The organism is Shewanella sp. MBTL60-112-B2, assembly GCF_019655055.1.
Taxonomy (GTDB): Bacteria; Pseudomonadota; Gammaproteobacteria; order Enterobacterales; family Shewanellaceae; genus Shewanella.
In genome coordinates, this window is sequence record NZ_BPFA01000034.1 from 13,472 (window position 1) to 30,893 (window position 17,422).

Below are 17,422 nucleotides of genomic sequence, written 5' to 3' on the forward strand. Positions count from 1 at the left end.
TAATGGCATGTTTGTAGACCTCTTACTAAGCTTTAGTTATTGCTGAAGTAGGAGGTGATTATGCCCCGCGCTAGAAGTACGCTAATTAGTCTTGAAGACACGCCTTATTATCATTGCTGCAGTCGGGTGGTTCGACGGGCTTTCTTATGTGGTGATGATAAGTACACAGGCAAGAACTATGACCATCGTCGTAGCCCCATCATAGACACCCATCGTTAATGGCATGTTTTGTTGCCTCTTACTAAGCTTTAGTTATTGCTGAAGTAGGAGGTGGTTATGCCCCGTGCCAGTGAAAGCCCCATCATAGACACCCATCGTTAATGGCATGTTTTGTTGCCTCTTACTAAGCTTTAGTTATTGCTGAAGTAGGAGGTTGTTATGCCCCGCGCTAGAAGTACGCTAATTAGTCTTGAAGACACGCCTTATTATCATTGCTGCAGTCGGGTGGTTCGACGGGCTTTCTTGTGTGGTGATGATAAGTACACAGGCAAGAATTATGACCATCGACGAGGTTGGGTTGAAGCGCAAATACTCAAGTTAACAGAGGTATTTGCAATTGATGTAGCAGCTTATGCAGTGATGAGTAATCATCTGCATGTGGTGCTCTATATCGACCTAGAAACGGTAAACAACTGGTCTGATAGAGAGGTGGTCGAACAGTGGCATAAGTTGTTTAATGGGACTGGTTTAACTAAAAAGTTTGCTAAAGGTGATGTGATTGAAGAGTGTATGGTCACAACGCTAAAGCGTCTTATTGCGACGTACCGTTCACGACTTTGTGATATTAGTTGGTTTATGCGTTGCCTCAATGAGCCTATCGCTAGGCAAGCTAATTATGAAGACAACTGTACAGGTCATTTCTGGGAGGGGCGATTCAAGAGCCAAGCATTACTGGATGAAGCTGCAGTGCTCGCCTGTATGGCTTATGTAGAGCTTAATCCTATTAGAGGTAAGATGGTCAAAACACCTGAAAAGTCGGACTACACCAGCTTACAATTAAGAGTTAATGCGGCTCTAAAAGGTAAGCAGCCTGCTAAGTTACTGCCGTTTATCGGTAACGAGAGACAACACCAAACCAAAGGTATCAACTTCTCTCTTCAAGATTATCTAACACTTGTTGATGAAACAGGTCGAATGATTCGAGATGATAAACGAGGGGCCATTTCTCCTAGCACTGAAAAGATACTCAATAGGCTGAATATCCCCTGCGATAACTGGATAAAAGTCACCACCGAGTTTGGCAAGCTGTTTCATGGCCCCGTTGGCTCGTTGCAGGAACTAACTCATTATTGCGAACATTTAGATAAGCGACGACGGCACTTCGCTAATAGCTGTCACCATCTACAAGTCGGCTAAGAATTTCTAAACAAATTACTCGTTATACCGTTCTAGTTCGGTTGGATTTTTACGCTCGTTTTTTAGCTTATTTACTCTAAATCCCTCAGTTTTATCCAGTTAATCACTAAATTATTTGCCTGCCATCAAATAATGCTACACCTCATGTTTATAGTTTGAGAAAGATTTCGTAATAACGGTTATATTGTTGATTAATAATGGGTGGCTATGTTTAAAGTAGTCTAACTATAAGATCAAACTGAGTTTGATTGCTCAAAAGATAGTTTGTTAGACGAAGTCTAACTGGAAGAAACAATTAATGATTAACCAAGAGTATTACGTTTGGGCTGAAGACTGTCAGTTTGGCTTACTCGATGCAGCCAATGAGTTTACAGAAACGGTTCAAAATAAAAGAGAACTGCTGTCTGTTGACGAGGCTTTAGCGTACAAGATGACGATTAAAGGTGACAGTGAAGAGTTAGCGGATGTGTACTACTCGCCAAAAATTTTATTGAGTGAAAAATTGTACGCTTTACTGCGTCCGTTTGATTTTCCGTATGTGCAATTTATACCTGCCAATATAGACCAGAAATCTGAAAAATTTTACCTGTTAAAAGTCATCAACTTCATTTCACTCATTGATGAGAAAAAATCAAAAGTGACCATAAAAAGAGGCAACATAAAGAATGTTGATAGGTTTTTATTATCAAGCGAGCTGGCTAATATCAATCTAACAGAAAGATTGATATTTAAAGTTGGTCATAGCCCGGTAACTGTGGTGCACAAATCAATAGTCGATTCCTTAAACACGCAGAATCTCCAAGGCGTGCATTTTATTCCTGTTAGTGCTTGGAGTGCTTGGTTGGCGACCAAATAGCTTAATGATAGACAGCTATGTTAAATGGCAGAGAACATAAACATTTTTAGCTCTTAAAGTGTCAGCTGTAGGCTGATTTATTGTAGGAAAGTATGACCAAATATCTAATTACTTTTTCAGTAATGTTTTCCATATTTGCATGTAGTAGCGATACCACTAGATTAAACCCATCGCATATCCTTACATTGAATGATGTAAGGTTTGATAAAAGTACAAATACGATAGTTCATTACAGCGCTGATTATAAAGATATTGTTATTCCGAGTGATTTTAATGGTGTACCAGTAACCTTTATCGAAGATAGAGCGTTTGCTAAAAGTGCCCTGACCAATATAAGGATCCCTGATTCGGTTACACATATAGGAGAAGAGGCCTTTGCTGAGAACGCTTTAATAAGCGTCAGCATTCCTGATTCTGTTACACATATCGGCAATTGGGCGTTTGCTAAAAATGCCTTAAAGAGCATTACCATTGCTGATTCAGTTACGCATATCGGCGATTGGGCGTTTATAGATAATGCCCTGACGAGTGTCAGCATGCCTAATTCCGTTACCTATATAGGATTTAGGGCGTTTAAACATAATGAGCTCGCAAGTGTTAGCATTCCTACTTCAGTTACCTATATGGGCAAAGAGGCGTTTAGTAATAATGCCCTGACAAGCATCACTATTCCAAATTCCTTTACCTCTATAGCAGAGGATGCATTTGCTAATAATGCCCTGATAAGCGTCACTATTCCTGATTCAGTTAACTCTATCGGAGATGATGCGTTTAGTGGCAATGCTCTGGTGAGCGTTACCATTCCAGATTCTGTTACGCATATTGGAGATGATGCGTTTGCTAGCAATGCGCTAACGAGTGTCATCATCCCTAATTCCGTTACCTCTATAGGAAATCGCGCGTTTAGTCACAATGCCCTAGCGAGCGTCATTATTTCTGGTTCCGTTACCTCTATAGCAAGTGGTGCGTTTAGTGATAACGCTCTGACGCGTGTCACCATTCCTAATTCCGTTACGTCTATAGGGTATGCAGCGTTTTCTCACAACGCCCTAACGAGCGTAATTATCCCCGATTCCGTAACGGCTATAGGAAACAAAGCATTTTTTTACAATGCACTGACGAGTGTCACCATTTCAGATTCCGTCACTTCTATAGGCTATGCAGCATTTTATAAGAATGCTCTGACGAGTATCAGCATTCCCAGTTCAGTGACCTCTATAGGATATACAGCGTTTGCTGACAACGCCCTCACAAGTGTTTCTATCCCGAGTTCCATTACCGCTATCGAAGCTGAGACATTTATTAATAATGCTTTGACGAGCGTTAGCATTCCAAGCTCTGTTACCTCTATAGGCACTGCAGCGTTTGCAAACAATAGCCTTAGGAGTGTCACCATTCCCAATTCCGTCACGCATATTGGAGATGATGCGTTTGGCAACAATACCCTGACGAGCGTCGCCCTTCCTCATTCCGTGACTTCTATCGGGAACAGGGTGTTTGATTGGAATGTTGCAATAATAAGAAAATAATAACCCCAACCCCCCCCATGATAAATGGCCAAGAGGGAGCTGTTGCCCTCTCTTGACCATGATTAGTTATAGGCGGCTTAGCCTATCGAATGTTGTGAATATCTAATAAGACATCACATAAAATACATATTGGCGGCGATGGCTAGCAATAGTCCGGCGAAAACCTTTTTGATTAATGGTACGGGTAAACGTGCGGTGGCTTTAGCACCTAACGGCGCGGTAAACCAAGAGGTGCACACTATGCCTAATAATGCCGGTAAATAGACAAAGCCTGCAAAGCCATCTGCTAGCGAGAAATGGGCACTGCCAGAACTGATATAACCAATTGAGCCGAACAGTGCGATCACAATGCCGCAGGCTGAGGCGCAGCCGATGGCTTTTTTCATATCGATGGAGAAGAATGTCAGTAAAGGCACTAAGAGTGCGCCGCCGCCAATGCCTATCATCGCAGATAAAGCGCCGGTAATGGTGGTGAAAAAGGTGAGTAAGCCTTTATTAGGCATTTGCCGTGTACTTGTTGTGTCAGTTTTGCTGCTGTAAATCATCTTTAATGCGATAAGCACTACGCTTACCGCAAACACTAAGCGCACTGTTTTTTCGGGTAGCAGTGCTGCCACAAAACCGCTAATCAGCGCACCAAGGGCGACTCCCACCATGATCCAAGGTGCTATTTGCCATGGCACATTGCCATTTTTATGGTGGGCGATTGCCGATGAGGTTGAGGTGAAAAGTATCGATGCTAATGAGGTCGCAATAGCTGCGACGACCACTTGTTCTGCTGGTAACACTTCAAAGTAAAGTAAAATAGTGCTCAGCACTGGCACAATAATTAACCCGCCACCAATGCCTAACAGCCCTGCCAGAAAGCCTACTATGCTGCCTAGTAGTGCGCAGCATAAAATCAATAATAACAACTCACTCATGCAATTTATCTCTTCATATTATTTGTGGATTATGACGCGACATGAATTAAATTGGGATTAAGTTAATTTAAATGGTGAACGCATCAGGGCGTTAATATAACGGAATCTAAGTTTAATTTTCAAAGATATACAACATGAAGTTCCTTCACGTTGCAGTTGAATTTAAAACGTTATTCATCGTGTGCTTAACTCGGTATAAATAACATCTAGATGGCAGCATTAAACAAACTAATATTTTGTGGTTAATTGCATGATATGCGCACATCGACGATGCCAGTGAGGCGACTGACTGAATACAGTAAAGGATAAAGGGATACCAGATCACGATGAATAACGATTTTACTTTTACAATTAAGAGCATTTGTCTCGATGAGAACTATCATCCTTCAGACAGTACGCGCATCACTACCAACTTTGCTAACTTGGCTAGAGGTGAGAGCCGCCAGGCGAACTTGCGTAACGCGTTGAAGATGATAGACAACAGTTTTAACGCCTTAGCCCACTGGGATAACCCTGCTGCTGACCGTTACTCGGTCGAGCTTGAAATCGTCTCAGTTGATATGGATGTGCAAGCTGGTGGCGATGCTTTTCCGTCAATTGAAATATTGAAAACCAATATTGTCGATAATAAAACTAACGAGCGTATTGAGGGCATTGTTGGTAATAACTTTTCTTCTTATGTTCGCGATTATGACTTTAGCGTATTGCTGTTAAATCATAATAAAGATAAACCGCAATTTAGTATTCCAGATAATTTTGGTGAATTACATGGAAAGCTTTTTAAATATTTCGTTAATTCGGATGCCTATAAACAGCACTTTAAAAAGCTGCCGGTTATCTGTTTGAGCGTGTCGGATAATAAAACTTATCATCGCACCGAAAATCAACATCCTGTTTTAGGCGTCGAATATCAACCCAATGAATCTTCGTTGACTGAGCAATATTTTAAAAAGATGGGTTTGCAGGTGCGCTACTTTATGCCCCCAAATAGCGTTGCGCCGTTGGCTTTCTATTTCTTTGGTGATCTGCTTAATGACTACAGCAATCTTGAGCTGATCAGCACCATTAGTACCATGGAGACCTTCCAAAAAGTCTACCGACCTGAGATTTATAATGCCAATGCGGTTGCGGGTAAATGCTACCAGCCAAATTTGAACAACCTAGATCATTCCATCACGCAAATTGTTTATGACCGTGTAGAACGTGGTCAGCTGGCGATTGAGCAGGGCAAGTTTGCTGAAGAGCACTTTATTAAGCCATACCAGCGTGTTCTTGAGCATTGGTCAGCTAATTGCGCGCTTTAATTAACCTGATATAGAGAGTATTTATTATGACAAGATTACTACCTACCTCTACAGCAGGCAGCTTGCCAAAGCCTTCTTGGTTGGCTGAGCCAGAAACACTTTGGTCACCTTGGAAATTACAAGGTGAGGCATTAATTGATGGTAAACATGATGCGCTGCGCGTGTCGTTGCAAGAGCAACAGCAGTCTGGCGTAGATATTGTTAGCGACGGCGAGCAAACACGGCAGCACTTTGTGACCACCTTTATTGAGCACTTAAGTGGCGTCGACTTTGAGAATCGTAAAACCGTAAGAATTCGCGACCGCTATGATGCCAGCGTACCAACAATTGTAGGGCCTATTTCTCGCCCAAAGCCCGTTTTTGTTGAAGACGCTAAGTTTTTACGTCAGCAAACTAAGCAACCGATTAAGTGGGCGTTGCCCGGCCCAATGACTATGATCGATACCCTGTATGATGATCATTATGAAAGCCGCGAACAACTTGCCTGGGAGTTCGCCAAAATTCTTAATCAAGAAGCCAAAGAGTTAGAAGCGGCAGGCGTGGATATCATCCAATTCGATGAGCCTGCGTTTAATGTGTTTTTTGATGAGGTTAACGACTGGGGCATTGCCTGTTTAGAAAGAGCAATCGAAGGGCTGAACTGCGAAACAGCGGTACATATTTGTTACGGATATGGCATTAAAGCCAATACCGATTGGAAAAAGACCTTAGGTACTGAATGGCGCCAATATGAACAGGTTTTTCCTAAGCTGCAAAAGTCTAATATAGATATTATTTCGCTAGAGTGCCATAACTCCCATGTTCCTATTGAACTACTGGAACTCATTCGCGGTAAAAAAGTGATGGTCGGTGCCATTGATGTGGCAAAGGACACCATTGAGACGCCTGAAGAAGTCGCCAATACCTTGAGGGAAGCGCTTAAGTTTGTTGACGCCGACAAGCTTTATCCTTGCACTAATTGTGGTATGGCGCCGCTATCGCGTGATGTGGCAAGGGGCAAATTAACGGCCTTGAGTGCAGGCGCTGCAATCGTTCGTAAAGAACTTTCTAATCAGGTTTAAAGGCAAGCTATCTATCGCTATCTTTCGGTAGCGAATCCCCCCATATTTTAGATCTAGCCAAGAGCGGATTGCTGCTTCTCTCTTGGCTATTGGGCTATGTGATACTCACAAGCTTTACCTCGCGCAGCTTGATTTAGCCTGCTGTATTTAGCCGGTCTGACACAGCTAAATATATGACGCCCCTCACTTCTCTAATTTTTATTCGCATTCTTTTTAGCAGCGCGATAATCTGCGGTCGCTTTATCTATTTGTTTTCTTATTCTATTCCACCGCCAAGGATGTTGTATGGCCCAGTTTGATAAGTCGATTTCTATCGTTGTTTGCCCTAACTCCCCCGAGAGTATTGCCAGTGCATTAGCTGAATATCGTCAGCGCATAGAGGATGGCTCGTCGTTTCGCTTAACCATGAACCTGCTGCTCAATGTGCAGTTTGTTAAGCCAAATGGCAGCACTCTTACCTTAGAAGATGCCGGCGAGAACCGCGCCTTGGTCGAGCAAGCGCTGAATACTTGCCGTTTTGACGAGAAACACGCCTTTATCACTGAGCCGGTACTATTTGGTGCGGCGTTAAACTTCGCTGAACTCATGCCTGCGGTAGTTGAAACCGTCGAGGCTTTGGTGGCATTTTCTCGCAGCCGTAACGATTCTAATGATCTTTGGCTAGATGATCACAACGCCTTTGGTATCGAAGCCTTGTATATGCTGGTTGAGACCGATACCAGTTATAGCCCTATGCTAGCGCGTTTCCTTGTGCCTTACTGGGATACACAGACTATGACTGCACCGCTGTGTTTACTGAGTGGCTTAGTCGGTAAGCATGGCTGGACGCAAGATCTGATCAAGGCTTATGTCTGGTGTGATAGCGCGGAGCTGCGGCGTTATTTTTTTGAGGAAGAGGATGCGGTGCAAGCTGACTTGCTATCGCACCTACAATCCCAGCCTGACGATTACAGCTATTTTAAAACTGAGCTTTTATCACGGCTGCAAGCGAGCCCGATTTTGGTGCTTGCTGATGAGCCTAGCTCTTTGAGCCAGATGTTGTTTGAGTATTACGACAGCATGGGCGCTTGGTCTGTGGGGGCTGAGCGCTGGGAGTTTGAAGATGAGCAAGAGCAGTGGCAAGACAAGGTAAAGCAGCAATTAATCTGTGGCGCTAAAGTTGAAGATGAAATCATCACTTTAGCGGCAACACTTACTGAAACTCGCACTGAATCTGACTTTTTTGCAGTAGCTGAAGCGCAGCGTAGCGGCATTGAAAACGCTTATCAAGCCTGGATGCAGCCTACTGAGGTTGAAATTGAGGCTGATACAGAAGCTTCTTCAGCAGTTGAACAAGAGGCCGCAGTTAAACCACAGCCAGAAGTTAAAGCAATCCAGTGGGATGAAAAAACAGCTCGCTCATTCTTTAGCTGCTTAAATCCAAGAACAGATTTAATCAGCCAAGAGCGTTTACAGCGCCTCAGTGATGAGCTTGGTCATCGTGACGGCCAAGAGATTGTTGAAGTGCTGCCTTATATGCCATTGCACCTTGGCAGTAGCGCTTATTTAGCACTGCGACTTAACAATCAGCCTAGCGCCGTAGAGCGCGATGCCATTGAGCAATGGTTAGAGCAGCACTTGAGTAAGTTGCTCACTGATTTTGTGCTCAAGTATTGCGATGTGCCTGAAGAGGCTAACGAGGCGCTGCGTCAGTGGCTTTGTGGTGTAGAGCCTGATGCTGAACATTGTGCTGCAGTAGATATTGACGCGCAAATGATAGCGCTTGTGCGCGCGAACATGGCAAAAGACGGCGGTAAGTCAGGGCCTGAAATCAGCGCCAAACAAGCCGCTTATTGGACCTTGTTTACCCATGATGCTGGCCAGCGCTGCATGTTAACCACCTTGTTATTACAAAGTGCTGGCAAGCTCGAGCTATCGAGTCATATAGCGATGCTAGCCAAAAGACATTGGCAATTGTGGTTGGCAATTGCGCCGCAGCGGGTGATAAATCGCGTTGTGAAATTTAAAGCTGATTACGGGCTGTATGCGGCGATTAATGATCAAGATGTCGAGGCCGCTTTATTCGATTTGTTACAGCAATACGGTGTAACAGATGCCATGCTAGAAGCCTTTACTTTGATAGCAGATCAACAAGTTGCCGATTATCGTCCGGCTGATGCGCGTTTTGCCCAGCGTTATGCTGGCAAAGTGGCGCAATATGCCGAGTTAGACTCAGCCGATCTCTCTATGATTGGACGACAGCAACTTAAGCAATTCGAGGCTTTATTGCGAGAGCTTGAGTATTGCCGAGAAGATCAAGTCTTGGAGTTTTTACAGCATGTAAAAGCGAGTAATCCACAGGTCTCGCTGCCGATAATGCCGATGTTTGAGGCCGCTTTACTTAATACCTTGAAAGAAGGTTTTGAAGACGATAGCGCGCAAAGCTTGTATGACAAAATCATGGCTTACCTAGCAAGTGGCGAAGGCTTAGAGAGCTTGAGTCCGCAGGCGTTAAAAATGCCAAAATTGCAGGGCTGGAACCCGTATCCTATGTACCGAGGTAAACTCGGGCCTGCTGATTTTATCTGGATGTTACCCACAGAAATGGCTGAGCGCTTAGCACTGTTTTTAGCGCAATTAGGTAAGCGCGGCTTACATTGGTTGGGTCGAAGCTCTGTCGAGAACGCTTATGTGGCGAGCCTTATTCAAACTGGTCATGTATCAATGGGTGAACGTTGGAGTCACTCAGAGGTGGGCAATGAACGTCATCGGGATAGCGATATGGGCGATGCACTGGATATTGCTAAGCAAAGCTGGGCACTTAACTGGCTCGATAACGCTGGTGTGCCAGAGGCTTCACTGGTGTACTTTGCTGTGCATGAGGGTTACGAGCAACAAGTATTTGTTCGCAGACTTGCGGCTGAAAATCGACTACCAGATATGCAAGATTGGCTCTCGGCTGATGAACGTGTTGAGTTGCTCGAGATGCTGAAAGATGAAGATTCATTGCCTGACGCGACCACGCAGAGCTTTTTGCAAGATTGCTCTAGTACAGTGAAACAACTGGCGGGTAAGTTATTTGGGCATAGAGGGTAACAGCCAACATAATAGGTTCATTACAATAAGATAAGGCTGTGGAGCCTTATCTTATTGTAAGTATTGCTTGATATTTTCGCTTCTAGATATCAGGCGGGACATGAATCAATCGTCTGAACCTAGCAAGATGCGACTCCTCTTTGCGACTGTTCTGGTCGCTGTTGCTTATTACGTTAATATTTATCGCAATGATTCCTTTGTCACTGCTTATCTCACTCCTTATCTCACTCCTTATCTTCAGATAGTTGATTACTCAGCTAGTTCGTTTAATGGTTTTGCTTCCATTAGAGGTTCTATTGGAGTCTCTCTCAAACTTTTGTCATCCGCCTCAGCTTTAACACTACTTCTTTGTGGTTGTTGTTGCGTAAGCCCCATGGCTACTAAGTTTGCGCGCTAAATCGCGTTGCTCGAGTGTGTTTTTTGACCTTGGATTTGTAACTTTTTTGCGATTTAAAAAACCTTAACTTGTGATTTTTAGATCTAAAAACATCTCTTGAATGATATTTATCTTGTTGATTTTAAATGTAAATGTCGTTTTTACATCTAATTGCTTCTAATGCTTTTTTTAGTGTGCTGTAGCGCAAATTTTTACTGTTTTTTATATGGAAAATAGCCCTTGCTCAGTTGTCTAGCTCAATCGGTGAACGGTTAGTTTTAAAAATGTGTGCCAAATAAGGCTCACAAAAAACAGTGAAAAAATAAAATAATGATAAGTAGGAGTGAATGATGAGACGGTGGAAACACAAGGTAGCATTAAGCATGCTGTTTTGTTTTGGTGCCATTGCCAATGCGAACGCTGCTGGAAAATATGACAGTATTCCTCAAATGGGTAAAACCGCTAAAGGGGCAATTGCTGAATACAACGGTATGCAACAAGTCAATGGCGTGAAAACGCTGCAAGACTATATTGTTCAAGAAGAAGAGTTATTCGATTATTTATTTGAGAACCACCCAGTATTCAAATATCAGCAAGCCGGTAACTTGATTGGTGATTACCATATCAGTGACCGTGGTGAAGAGTATTTAGATACCGGCCACAGCCCTAACTACAGTGAGCGCGTTGGTGCGCCTCGCGCGGTTCAATATCGTTTAGGTGCTAAATCAATTCTAGATTATCCAAACAATTTCGTTGGTCCAGAAAAGTGTGCTGAATGTCACGCGACTCAATACGAGAAGTGGCAACGTTCGCGTCACGCTAAAACAATTCGTTTCCCAGGTGAACACCCTGAAGTGGATAACGATCTTGAAAAGACAATGTACAACACCAAAGATACCTCAATCTTGCCTGACGGTATTACGCCAGACATGATCTATGCAACTGTTGGTACTCCACGTACTAAATACGGTTTCATCGATGCATGGCTAGTGCGTGGTACTTACCACATCAGAGACGGTTTATTACGCGACGGTACCGGTAAAATGGTAGCGGGTGCTAACCAGTTCTCTCGTGGTTGGGCTGAATGGTTAACGCCAGAAATGTCTAAAAAAATTAACGATGTTATCCCAGAATTCCCAACAACCTTAGCTGGTTTCGGTGGTTCAGGTTCGCACCAGCAAGGTATGAGTTCATACGGTGCTAAGTACGAAAAAGAAATGTTGTTCCAACCTGCAAGTTCTTACTGTGAAGTTTGTCATACGTTCAAGTTTGACTTCCAAAACAAGCAAGAGTTCTTCGATGCATTAGGTGATCCTAAGAAGCTACAAGAGCACACGATTTCTCGTGGTATCGCTTGTGAAGAGTGTCATGGCGCGGGCGGTCACTTAGATGGCGGTACTGGCGGTATGCAGTCTAACTGTGAACGTTGTCACCAACGCTTCCAGTACGACCCAACACTTGCTGACACGCCTCAAGCACAAGAAAAGCGTGAATACGCCTTCGGTGTGAAGATGAAGTCACTATGCCCATCATGTGGTACTGAAGGTTCACAGATGTATAACTCTGTGCACTACGAGAAGGGCATGCGTTGTACTACATGTCACGATCCACACGAAGTGACTGATGGTGATTGGCAGTCAGGTTTCACTACGCCAAAGCTGAAGAAAGACTGTAAAGACTGTCACGAAGCACAGACTTTGATTGCTGAAAACTCAGATACACACAACAAGCAAACTTGTCAAAGCTGTCACATGCCTAACATGGGTAGCTGTGAAAACTTCAAGGCACTGCAGTTCCCTGACCAAGCTGGTTTTGACGCAGTACGTAAGTCTCACATGTGGAAGATCCAGGTTGATCCAACACTGAAGACACTAAACCCACCAGAAGGTGAGCCACGTACTCAAGGCCCTAAAGCGGGTAAAGGTTGGACTGTTGCTAAGAACGAAGAAGGTCGTAACTACTTAGACTTAATGTGGTCTTGTGCTCGTACCTCTATCTCTGACCACGACGTGGTAGAGAACAAAGGTTGTCACAGCCAGTTCCAGTCTGAACTAGAAACAGGCCTTCATTACGAAGATCAGTTAGAGATCTACGGCGAAGTACAGAAGATGCAAACACCTGTTAAAGAAGTCTTCTCGAAAGTTGAGCAAGCTCTTGTACGCATCGACCAGCTATTAGAAGTCACTAAGTTGTCTACTGAAGACAAGACTCAAGTACTAATGCTAGCTGAGAAAGCACAAGAGACTGTTGATCTAATCAAGAAGGATGGTTCTTGGGGTGTACATGGCTTCCGTTATAGCCAGAAGCGTTTAGATGCTGCACTAACGTATGTTACGCAAGCACAAAACATTCTAGATGGAACAGGTTACGCAGCTAAGTAAGCCGCCTAACTTAACCGCCTCGGCATGCATTGCATAGCAATAATTGCCGAGGCAATAGAGAGAAAAAATGATGAAAAAAGCACTGGGTCAAATATTGGTAGGTCTGACGTTAATCACGAGTTCTGCAGCTTGTTTAGCAGGCGGTGGTTCTGAGATGGCACCAGCACATCGTTATGAGCATCAGCTCAACACTATCGGCATGATGGAAGCTGAATCTTTAGTGGGTAAGGAGGGAGTTTACTTCTTTGATGTTAATACGTTGGAGCTTTGGGCTGAAGGTTTTATTCCAGGTGCTATTTACTTCAATGTTAAAGAGTGGAAAAAGTTACTGCCAGCTAAGAAAGATGCAGTGATGGTGTTTTATTGCGCTAACCGCCTGTGCAATGCCAGCGAAATTGCTGCGCATGAGGCGATGAAGATGGGTTACACCAATGTTCTGCAGATGCCTGATGGCATTTACGGGTGGCGCTTATCTAACCGAGTAACTGAAAAACCATAACAGCAGGATGTTAGGTCATAAACCTAGTTCGTACAGAATTGATTTAAAGAGATAATTATTATGAAAACATTTACAAAAACTACCCTAGCTGTTGTGACAGGTTTCACCCTGTTTATGTCTGCCAACTCAATGGCCGCAACCGAGCTGACGTCTGACGTACAAAAAGAGTCTTACAGTATCGGTGCTTCTTTAGGTAAATATATCTCTGGCCAAATCTACAGCCAAACAGAGCTGGGTGCAGAAGTTGACGTAGACCTTGTGATTGAAGGTGTGGTGGACGCACTTAAAAACAATCCACAGTTTTCAGATGAAGAAATCCTAACATTCCTTAACCAACGCGCAGAGCAGCTTAACACTGCTCGTGAAGCTGCTGAGGCCAAAATCGCCCTAGCTAACGTTACCGCTGGTAATAAATACCTAGCTGAAAACAAAAGCAAAGATGGCGTAAAAGAAACTGCTTCTGGTCTGCAATATGAAGTGATTAGCGAAGGCGAAGGCCGTAAGCCTAACCCACAAGATGTGGTCACAGTGCATTACAAAGGTTTCTTAATCGACGGCACTGAGTTTGATGACTCACACAAGCGTAACGAGCCAAACCGCTTTGCACTAATGAGTGTTATTGAAGGCTGGCAAGAAGGGATCCCTTTAATGAATGAGGGCTCTACTTACAAGTTTGCTATTCCTGCTGCTCTTGCCTACGGCGACAAGCAAGTTGGCATTATCTCACCGCAATCAACACTGGTGTTTGAAGTCGAACTAGTCAAAGTCGAAGCACCTGGCGACAACGCTCATGGTATGGGCTTAAGCGGCATGGGTATGGGCGGCATGATGGGCGGCGGTCACTAATCGCTGCACTTAACACGCTAGTGTTAAGCAAGTTTTTACAGTTAGTTTATACAGTAAGTTTTTTAAACCAGTTTTTAAGTTTGTCGCTTGTAGAGAGTCACTATGAATAGTTTAGCTATCGGCATTACTGTCACCCTATGTGCAGTTATCACCTTAATTTGGCGTCATCATCACTCTAGTCAAAAGCATGGTGTAACCCCGATAGCTAACCTTTGCGAAGATGGAATAGATGAGCAATCTATCAAGGTTAAGGTACCAGTAGGGCTATCTGTAGTGCTCTTTACGACGACAATATTAGTTTACTCACAATTAGGCCATTTCAATGGCTGGAACAAGGGAGTAGTAGACAGCAATATTGATTATCTGATCACCGCAGAAATCAATAAAAACGCAAAGAAAGTAAGTGAGCAACCTAGCAATGAAATTGCATTGTTAAATTTGGCCCAGTCTTATGTCGATGGTGGACTTTATAGCGAGTCAGTACAAACCCTCGATACCTTACTCAAGCTCACGGGCGATGATGCCAGCATTATTGGCATGAAAGCCAATGCCATGTATTACCGTGACAACCGCGAGATGAGTTTAGACATAGATCTGGTCATCGCCAGAGCTTTAGCCCTCGATGAGTTTGAGCCGCAATCAAGACTGCTGCTCGCGACCCACGCTTACCTTAATGGCGAGTATGAAGCAGCCATCGAGCAATGGCAGAAGTTACTCGAAAGCGACAGGCAGAACTTTAACCTGGCCTCAATTAACAATGCAATTTTAAGAGCCGAGCAAAAAATTGCTAATCGTTCAGTGGCTGCATCTGAGTAAAGTCACGTAAAACCTAATAAGTATAAATATATCAGCAAAATAGCTGATAGCTGGAGGATGCTGTGAGTGAAAATATAGAGAGACGGAGGTTCCTTAAGTGCTTAGGAGCCAGCTCTTTGATAATAGCGCCCCTAGGGTGCAGTTCCGTCAAAGAGGGTGAGTCAGATGCAAACAAGCCCCATTACGCCATGGTGTTTGATCAAAATAAATGTACTGGCTGCGGCGAGTGTAAAGAGGCATGTAATTTAGCCAACAATTTACCTGAGGGTAAGTCTAGATTACTGATGGAGCAGCACTCTGGTGGGCTAGAAGGTCAGCCTTGTCCGCACTGCGGTAAAACCACTGAATGTGGTTGTGAACGTAAGTTCGTCCGCGTGTCGTGTCAGCAATGTAAGAACGCCCCTTGTGTCACTGTTTGTCCTACAGGCGCGGCGCACAGAGATGAGAAAACTGGCATTGTGACTATGGACGCGGCTAAGTGTGCAGGTTGTAAGTACTGTATTGCAGCTTGTCCATATGACGCACGTTTTATTAATAAAGAAACCGATGTCGCCGACAACTGTGACTTCTGCCTAAACAGCAAACTTGCTATTGGTGAGCTTCCTGCTTGTGTACAGAAGTGCCGTTACGATGCACTGATCTTTGGTGATATTAACGACCCGACATCCTATATCAGTAAGCTATTACGAGTAAAAGATTCTGTGCGTATTAAGCCAGGATTTGGTACTGAGCCGAGCTTACGTTACATACCTATTGTTAAGCTAGGAGTATAGATATGGACGGTAATATTGAATTTACAATGGGTCTGTCTGAAGGACTCGCCTGGCCTTGGCCTATCGCTGTGTACTTGTTCTTTGCGGGGATCTCTGGTGGTGCGCTAGCCACTGCGTTATTCCTGCGATTCTACAAGAAGCAGACAACCAACACGGCATTTTATAAAGCGGCGGCATTGATTTCATTCGTGACCATCAGCTTAGGTATGTTGTGTCTGGTATTAGACTTAACCAACCCACTGTTCTTCTGGCGAATTTTGGTTTACTACAACCTAAATTCAGTGATGTCGATTGGTGTTATCGCGCTTTCGGTTTATATCCCGTTAGTGGCGCTCATCTGCCTATTTGCATTTGAAGAAGAGATCCGCGAGATCCCTGCACTGAAAGTGCTCGTGCCAGTAGTTGAAAAGCTACAAGGCATTCGTCGCCCATGTGAAGTAACCGTATTAGTACTGGCTTTAGCTGTGTGTGCTTATACCGGTTTCCTTATCTCGGCGCTTATTCGTTTTCCTATCATCAATACCTCTGTTTTACCGGCGCTATTTATTGCCTCTGGTATTTCAGCGGGTGCAGCAGCTGCAAAAATGGTTGCGGTATCGGTGTTTAAAGAAGACCTACATAGCCAAGATATGAAGTTACTTCATGGCGCGGAATGGCCAATCATGTTTGCTGAAATGCTATTCATCTTCATGATTGTCACTTCACTTATGACTGGTAATGCCGGTGCACAAGGTGCATTTGAAGCCTTCCATACTGGTCAGTGGGCGGCGGTATTCTGGTTTGGTGTAGTGGGTATCGGTTTTGGTGGTCCATTACTACTGAACTTTGCTACAGGTAAAGCATTTAGCCATAGCGCTAAAGCATTCTACTTATCTGGTGTGTGTGCTGTGGCAGGCATGATGTGCTTGCGTATGTTTATCCTTTACGCAGGCCAAATCTTTGCAGTTTAACCTGTCGGTGAAACTGCAAAAATAGTAAGAGGTTCGCTCCTAATACACCGCCCCTGCAAGGTCAGTGTTAGGAGTCGAACTCACTGCTAAACAACTCAGCTCACGCCTTGCCACATTAACTGGCAAGGCAGTGAGTGCCTCTATATTCGCATTCTTCCAATTGGGCTCGCTATGAAAAAACTACTACTCACCTTGTTCTTTGTTCCACTTATGTATGCTTGTAGTCAAGGTGGTGCGGCGTCGCAGTCGACTGAGGCGCAACCTATTCATGACCATGATCGCTGTCACTTGTGCGGCATGATGATCACTAAGTATCCGGGGCCTAAAGGTCAGCTAGGCTTGAAGGGGGAAACCATAGTGCCAAAGTTCTGCTCGACCCGAGATATGTTTAATTTTGCACTACAACCAGAGAACAAGCGTCAGATCACGCATTTAAAGGTGCATGATATGTCGGTAACAGATTGGGAACATCCTGATGATAAGAGCTTTATCGATGCAAGCTCTGCTTGGTATGTTTATGGCACCAGTAAAAAAGCTGTCATGGGGCCTGCAGTGGCGTCATTCTCTTCTAAAGAAGCTGCTACTCAATTTGCCACAGACCTTGGCGGAGCGGTTTTAACCTATGAACAGATCACCATTGAGTTACTTGCTGGCGAATAGTGTAATTAGATGAGTTG

The 17,422-nt window shown here is 44.0% G+C and carries 14 protein-coding genes and 1 pseudogene; 14 read left to right on the plus strand and 1 reads right to left on the minus strand.

Features of this window, described 5'->3' with window-relative positions:
• Nucleotides 1-60: 60 nt before the first annotated feature.
• The 4 genes and pseudogenes from K5Q73_RS17895 to K5Q73_RS17910 form a co-directional block, all read left to right on the plus strand.
• A pseudogene (locus K5Q73_RS17895) lies at nucleotides 61-192 on the plus strand (transposase); the annotation flags it as partial.
• Between the two features lie 186 nt (nucleotides 193-378).
• A complete protein-coding gene (locus K5Q73_RS17900) occupies nucleotides 379-1,356 on the plus strand; it encodes a transposase (RefSeq protein ID WP_220765630.1) in 978 nt (325 codons plus the stop codon).
• Nucleotides 1,357-1,654: 298 nt separating this feature from the next.
• The gene (locus K5Q73_RS17905) at nucleotides 1,655-2,212 is read left to right on the plus strand and encodes an imm11 family protein (RefSeq protein WP_220765631.1); all 558 of its coding nucleotides are present in this window, start codon (nucleotides 1,655-1,657) and stop codon (nucleotides 2,210-2,212) included.
• Between the two features lie 92 nt (nucleotides 2,213-2,304).
• Nucleotides 2,305-3,741 carry a leucine-rich repeat domain-containing protein gene (locus K5Q73_RS17910; RefSeq protein WP_220765632.1) on the plus strand — a complete coding sequence of 479 codons (1,437 nt, stop codon included), beginning with the start codon at nucleotides 2,305-2,307 and terminating at the stop codon, nucleotides 3,739-3,741.
• Between the two features lie 113 nt (nucleotides 3,742-3,854).
• On the opposite strand, the gene K5Q73_RS17915 is transcribed toward K5Q73_RS17910, so the two are convergent.
• The gene (locus K5Q73_RS17915) at nucleotides 3,855-4,664 is read right to left on the minus strand and encodes a sulfite exporter TauE/SafE family protein (RefSeq protein ID WP_220765633.1); all 810 of its coding nucleotides are present in this window, start codon (nucleotides 4,662-4,664) and stop codon (nucleotides 3,855-3,857) included.
• Nucleotides 4,665-4,990: 326 nt separating this feature from the next.
• On the opposite strand from K5Q73_RS17915, the gene K5Q73_RS17920 reads away from it, so the two are divergent.
• The 10 genes from K5Q73_RS17920 to K5Q73_RS17965 all read left to right on the plus strand — a co-directional run bounded on the left by K5Q73_RS17920 (nucleotide 4,991) and on the right by K5Q73_RS17965 (nucleotide 17,405).
• A complete protein-coding gene (locus K5Q73_RS17920; RefSeq protein ID WP_220765634.1) occupies nucleotides 4,991-5,968 on the plus strand; it encodes a DUF1852 domain-containing protein in 978 nt (325 codons plus the stop codon).
• A 26-nt stretch (nucleotides 5,969-5,994) separates the two neighbouring features.
• Nucleotides 5,995-7,029 (plus strand): methionine synthase, encoded by a 1,035-nt coding sequence (locus K5Q73_RS17925; protein WP_220765635.1) that lies wholly within the window; start codon nucleotides 5,995-5,997, stop codon nucleotides 7,027-7,029.
• Nucleotides 7,030-7,314: 285 nt separating this feature from the next.
• Nucleotides 7,315-10,104 carry a hypothetical protein gene (locus K5Q73_RS17930; RefSeq protein WP_220765636.1) on the plus strand — a complete coding sequence of 930 codons (2,790 nt, stop codon included), beginning with the start codon at nucleotides 7,315-7,317 and terminating at the stop codon, nucleotides 10,102-10,104.
• Nucleotides 10,105-10,830: 726 nt separating this feature from the next.
• Nucleotides 10,831-12,861 carry a cytochrome c3 family protein gene (locus K5Q73_RS17935; RefSeq protein ID WP_220765637.1) on the plus strand — a complete coding sequence of 677 codons (2,031 nt, stop codon included), beginning with the start codon at nucleotides 10,831-10,833 and terminating at the stop codon, nucleotides 12,859-12,861.
• A 70-nt stretch (nucleotides 12,862-12,931) separates the two neighbouring features.
• Nucleotides 12,932-13,360, plus strand: coding sequence for a rhodanese-like domain-containing protein (locus tag K5Q73_RS17940; RefSeq protein WP_220765638.1), 429 nt, complete (start codon nucleotides 12,932-12,934; stop codon nucleotides 13,358-13,360).
• A 60-nt stretch (nucleotides 13,361-13,420) separates the two neighbouring features.
• Entirely contained in the window at nucleotides 13,421-14,206 is a 786-nt protein-coding gene (locus K5Q73_RS17945) for an FKBP-type peptidyl-prolyl cis-trans isomerase (protein WP_220765639.1), read from the plus strand.
• A 102-nt stretch (nucleotides 14,207-14,308) separates the two neighbouring features.
• Nucleotides 14,309-15,022 carry a nitrite reductase gene (locus K5Q73_RS17950; RefSeq protein ID WP_220765640.1) on the plus strand — a complete coding sequence of 238 codons (714 nt, stop codon included), beginning with the start codon at nucleotides 14,309-14,311 and terminating at the stop codon, nucleotides 15,020-15,022.
• Between the two features lie 62 nt (nucleotides 15,023-15,084).
• Complete coding sequence (locus K5Q73_RS17955; protein ID WP_220765641.1) at nucleotides 15,085-15,795, plus strand: 4Fe-4S dicluster domain-containing protein; 711 nt, start codon at nucleotides 15,085-15,087, stop codon at nucleotides 15,793-15,795.
• A 2-nt stretch (nucleotides 15,796-15,797) separates the two neighbouring features.
• On the plus strand, nucleotides 15,798-16,745 hold the full coding sequence (gene nrfD / locus K5Q73_RS17960; RefSeq protein ID WP_220765642.1) for an NrfD/PsrC family molybdoenzyme membrane anchor subunit: 948 nt from the start codon (nucleotides 15,798-15,800) through the stop codon (nucleotides 16,743-16,745).
• 171 nt (nucleotides 16,746-16,916) lie between these two features.
• The gene (locus tag K5Q73_RS17965) at nucleotides 16,917-17,405 is read left to right on the plus strand and encodes a nitrous oxide reductase accessory protein NosL (RefSeq protein WP_220765643.1); all 489 of its coding nucleotides are present in this window, start codon (nucleotides 16,917-16,919) and stop codon (nucleotides 17,403-17,405) included.
• Nucleotides 17,406-17,422 lie beyond the last annotated feature (17 nt).

Excerpts from the sequence above, each read along its gene's own strand:
- K5Q73_RS17915 (WP_220765633.1), bottom strand. The coding sequence starts at position 4,664 with ATGAGTGAGTTGTTATTATTGATTTTATGCTGCGCACTACTAGGCAGC.
- K5Q73_RS17900 (WP_220765630.1), top strand. The coding sequence starts at position 379 with ATGCCCCGCGCTAGAAGTACGCTAATTAGTCTTGAAGACACGCCTTAT.
- K5Q73_RS17965 (WP_220765643.1), top strand. The coding sequence starts at position 16,917 with ATGAAAAAACTACTACTCACCTTGTTCTTTGTTCCACTTATGTATGCT.
- K5Q73_RS17950 (WP_220765640.1), top strand. The coding sequence starts at position 14,309 with ATGAATAGTTTAGCTATCGGCATTACTGTCACCCTATGTGCAGTTATC.
- nrfD (WP_220765642.1), top strand. The coding sequence starts at position 15,798 with ATGGACGGTAATATTGAATTTACAATGGGTCTGTCTGAAGGACTCGCC.
- K5Q73_RS17930 (WP_220765636.1), top strand. The coding sequence starts at position 7,315 with ATGGCCCAGTTTGATAAGTCGATTTCTATCGTTGTTTGCCCTAACTCC.
- K5Q73_RS17940 (WP_220765638.1), top strand. The coding sequence starts at position 12,932 with ATGAAAAAAGCACTGGGTCAAATATTGGTAGGTCTGACGTTAATCACG.
- K5Q73_RS17945 (WP_220765639.1), top strand. The coding sequence starts at position 13,421 with ATGAAAACATTTACAAAAACTACCCTAGCTGTTGTGACAGGTTTCACC.
- K5Q73_RS17925 (WP_220765635.1), top strand. The coding sequence starts at position 5,995 with ATGACAAGATTACTACCTACCTCTACAGCAGGCAGCTTGCCAAAGCCT.
- K5Q73_RS17910 (WP_220765632.1), top strand. The coding sequence starts at position 2,305 with ATGACCAAATATCTAATTACTTTTTCAGTAATGTTTTCCATATTTGCA.
- K5Q73_RS17920 (WP_220765634.1), top strand. The coding sequence starts at position 4,991 with ATGAATAACGATTTTACTTTTACAATTAAGAGCATTTGTCTCGATGAG.
- K5Q73_RS17935 (WP_220765637.1), top strand. The coding sequence starts at position 10,831 with ATGAGACGGTGGAAACACAAGGTAGCATTAAGCATGCTGTTTTGTTTT.
- K5Q73_RS17905 (WP_220765631.1), top strand. The coding sequence starts at position 1,655 with ATGATTAACCAAGAGTATTACGTTTGGGCTGAAGACTGTCAGTTTGGC.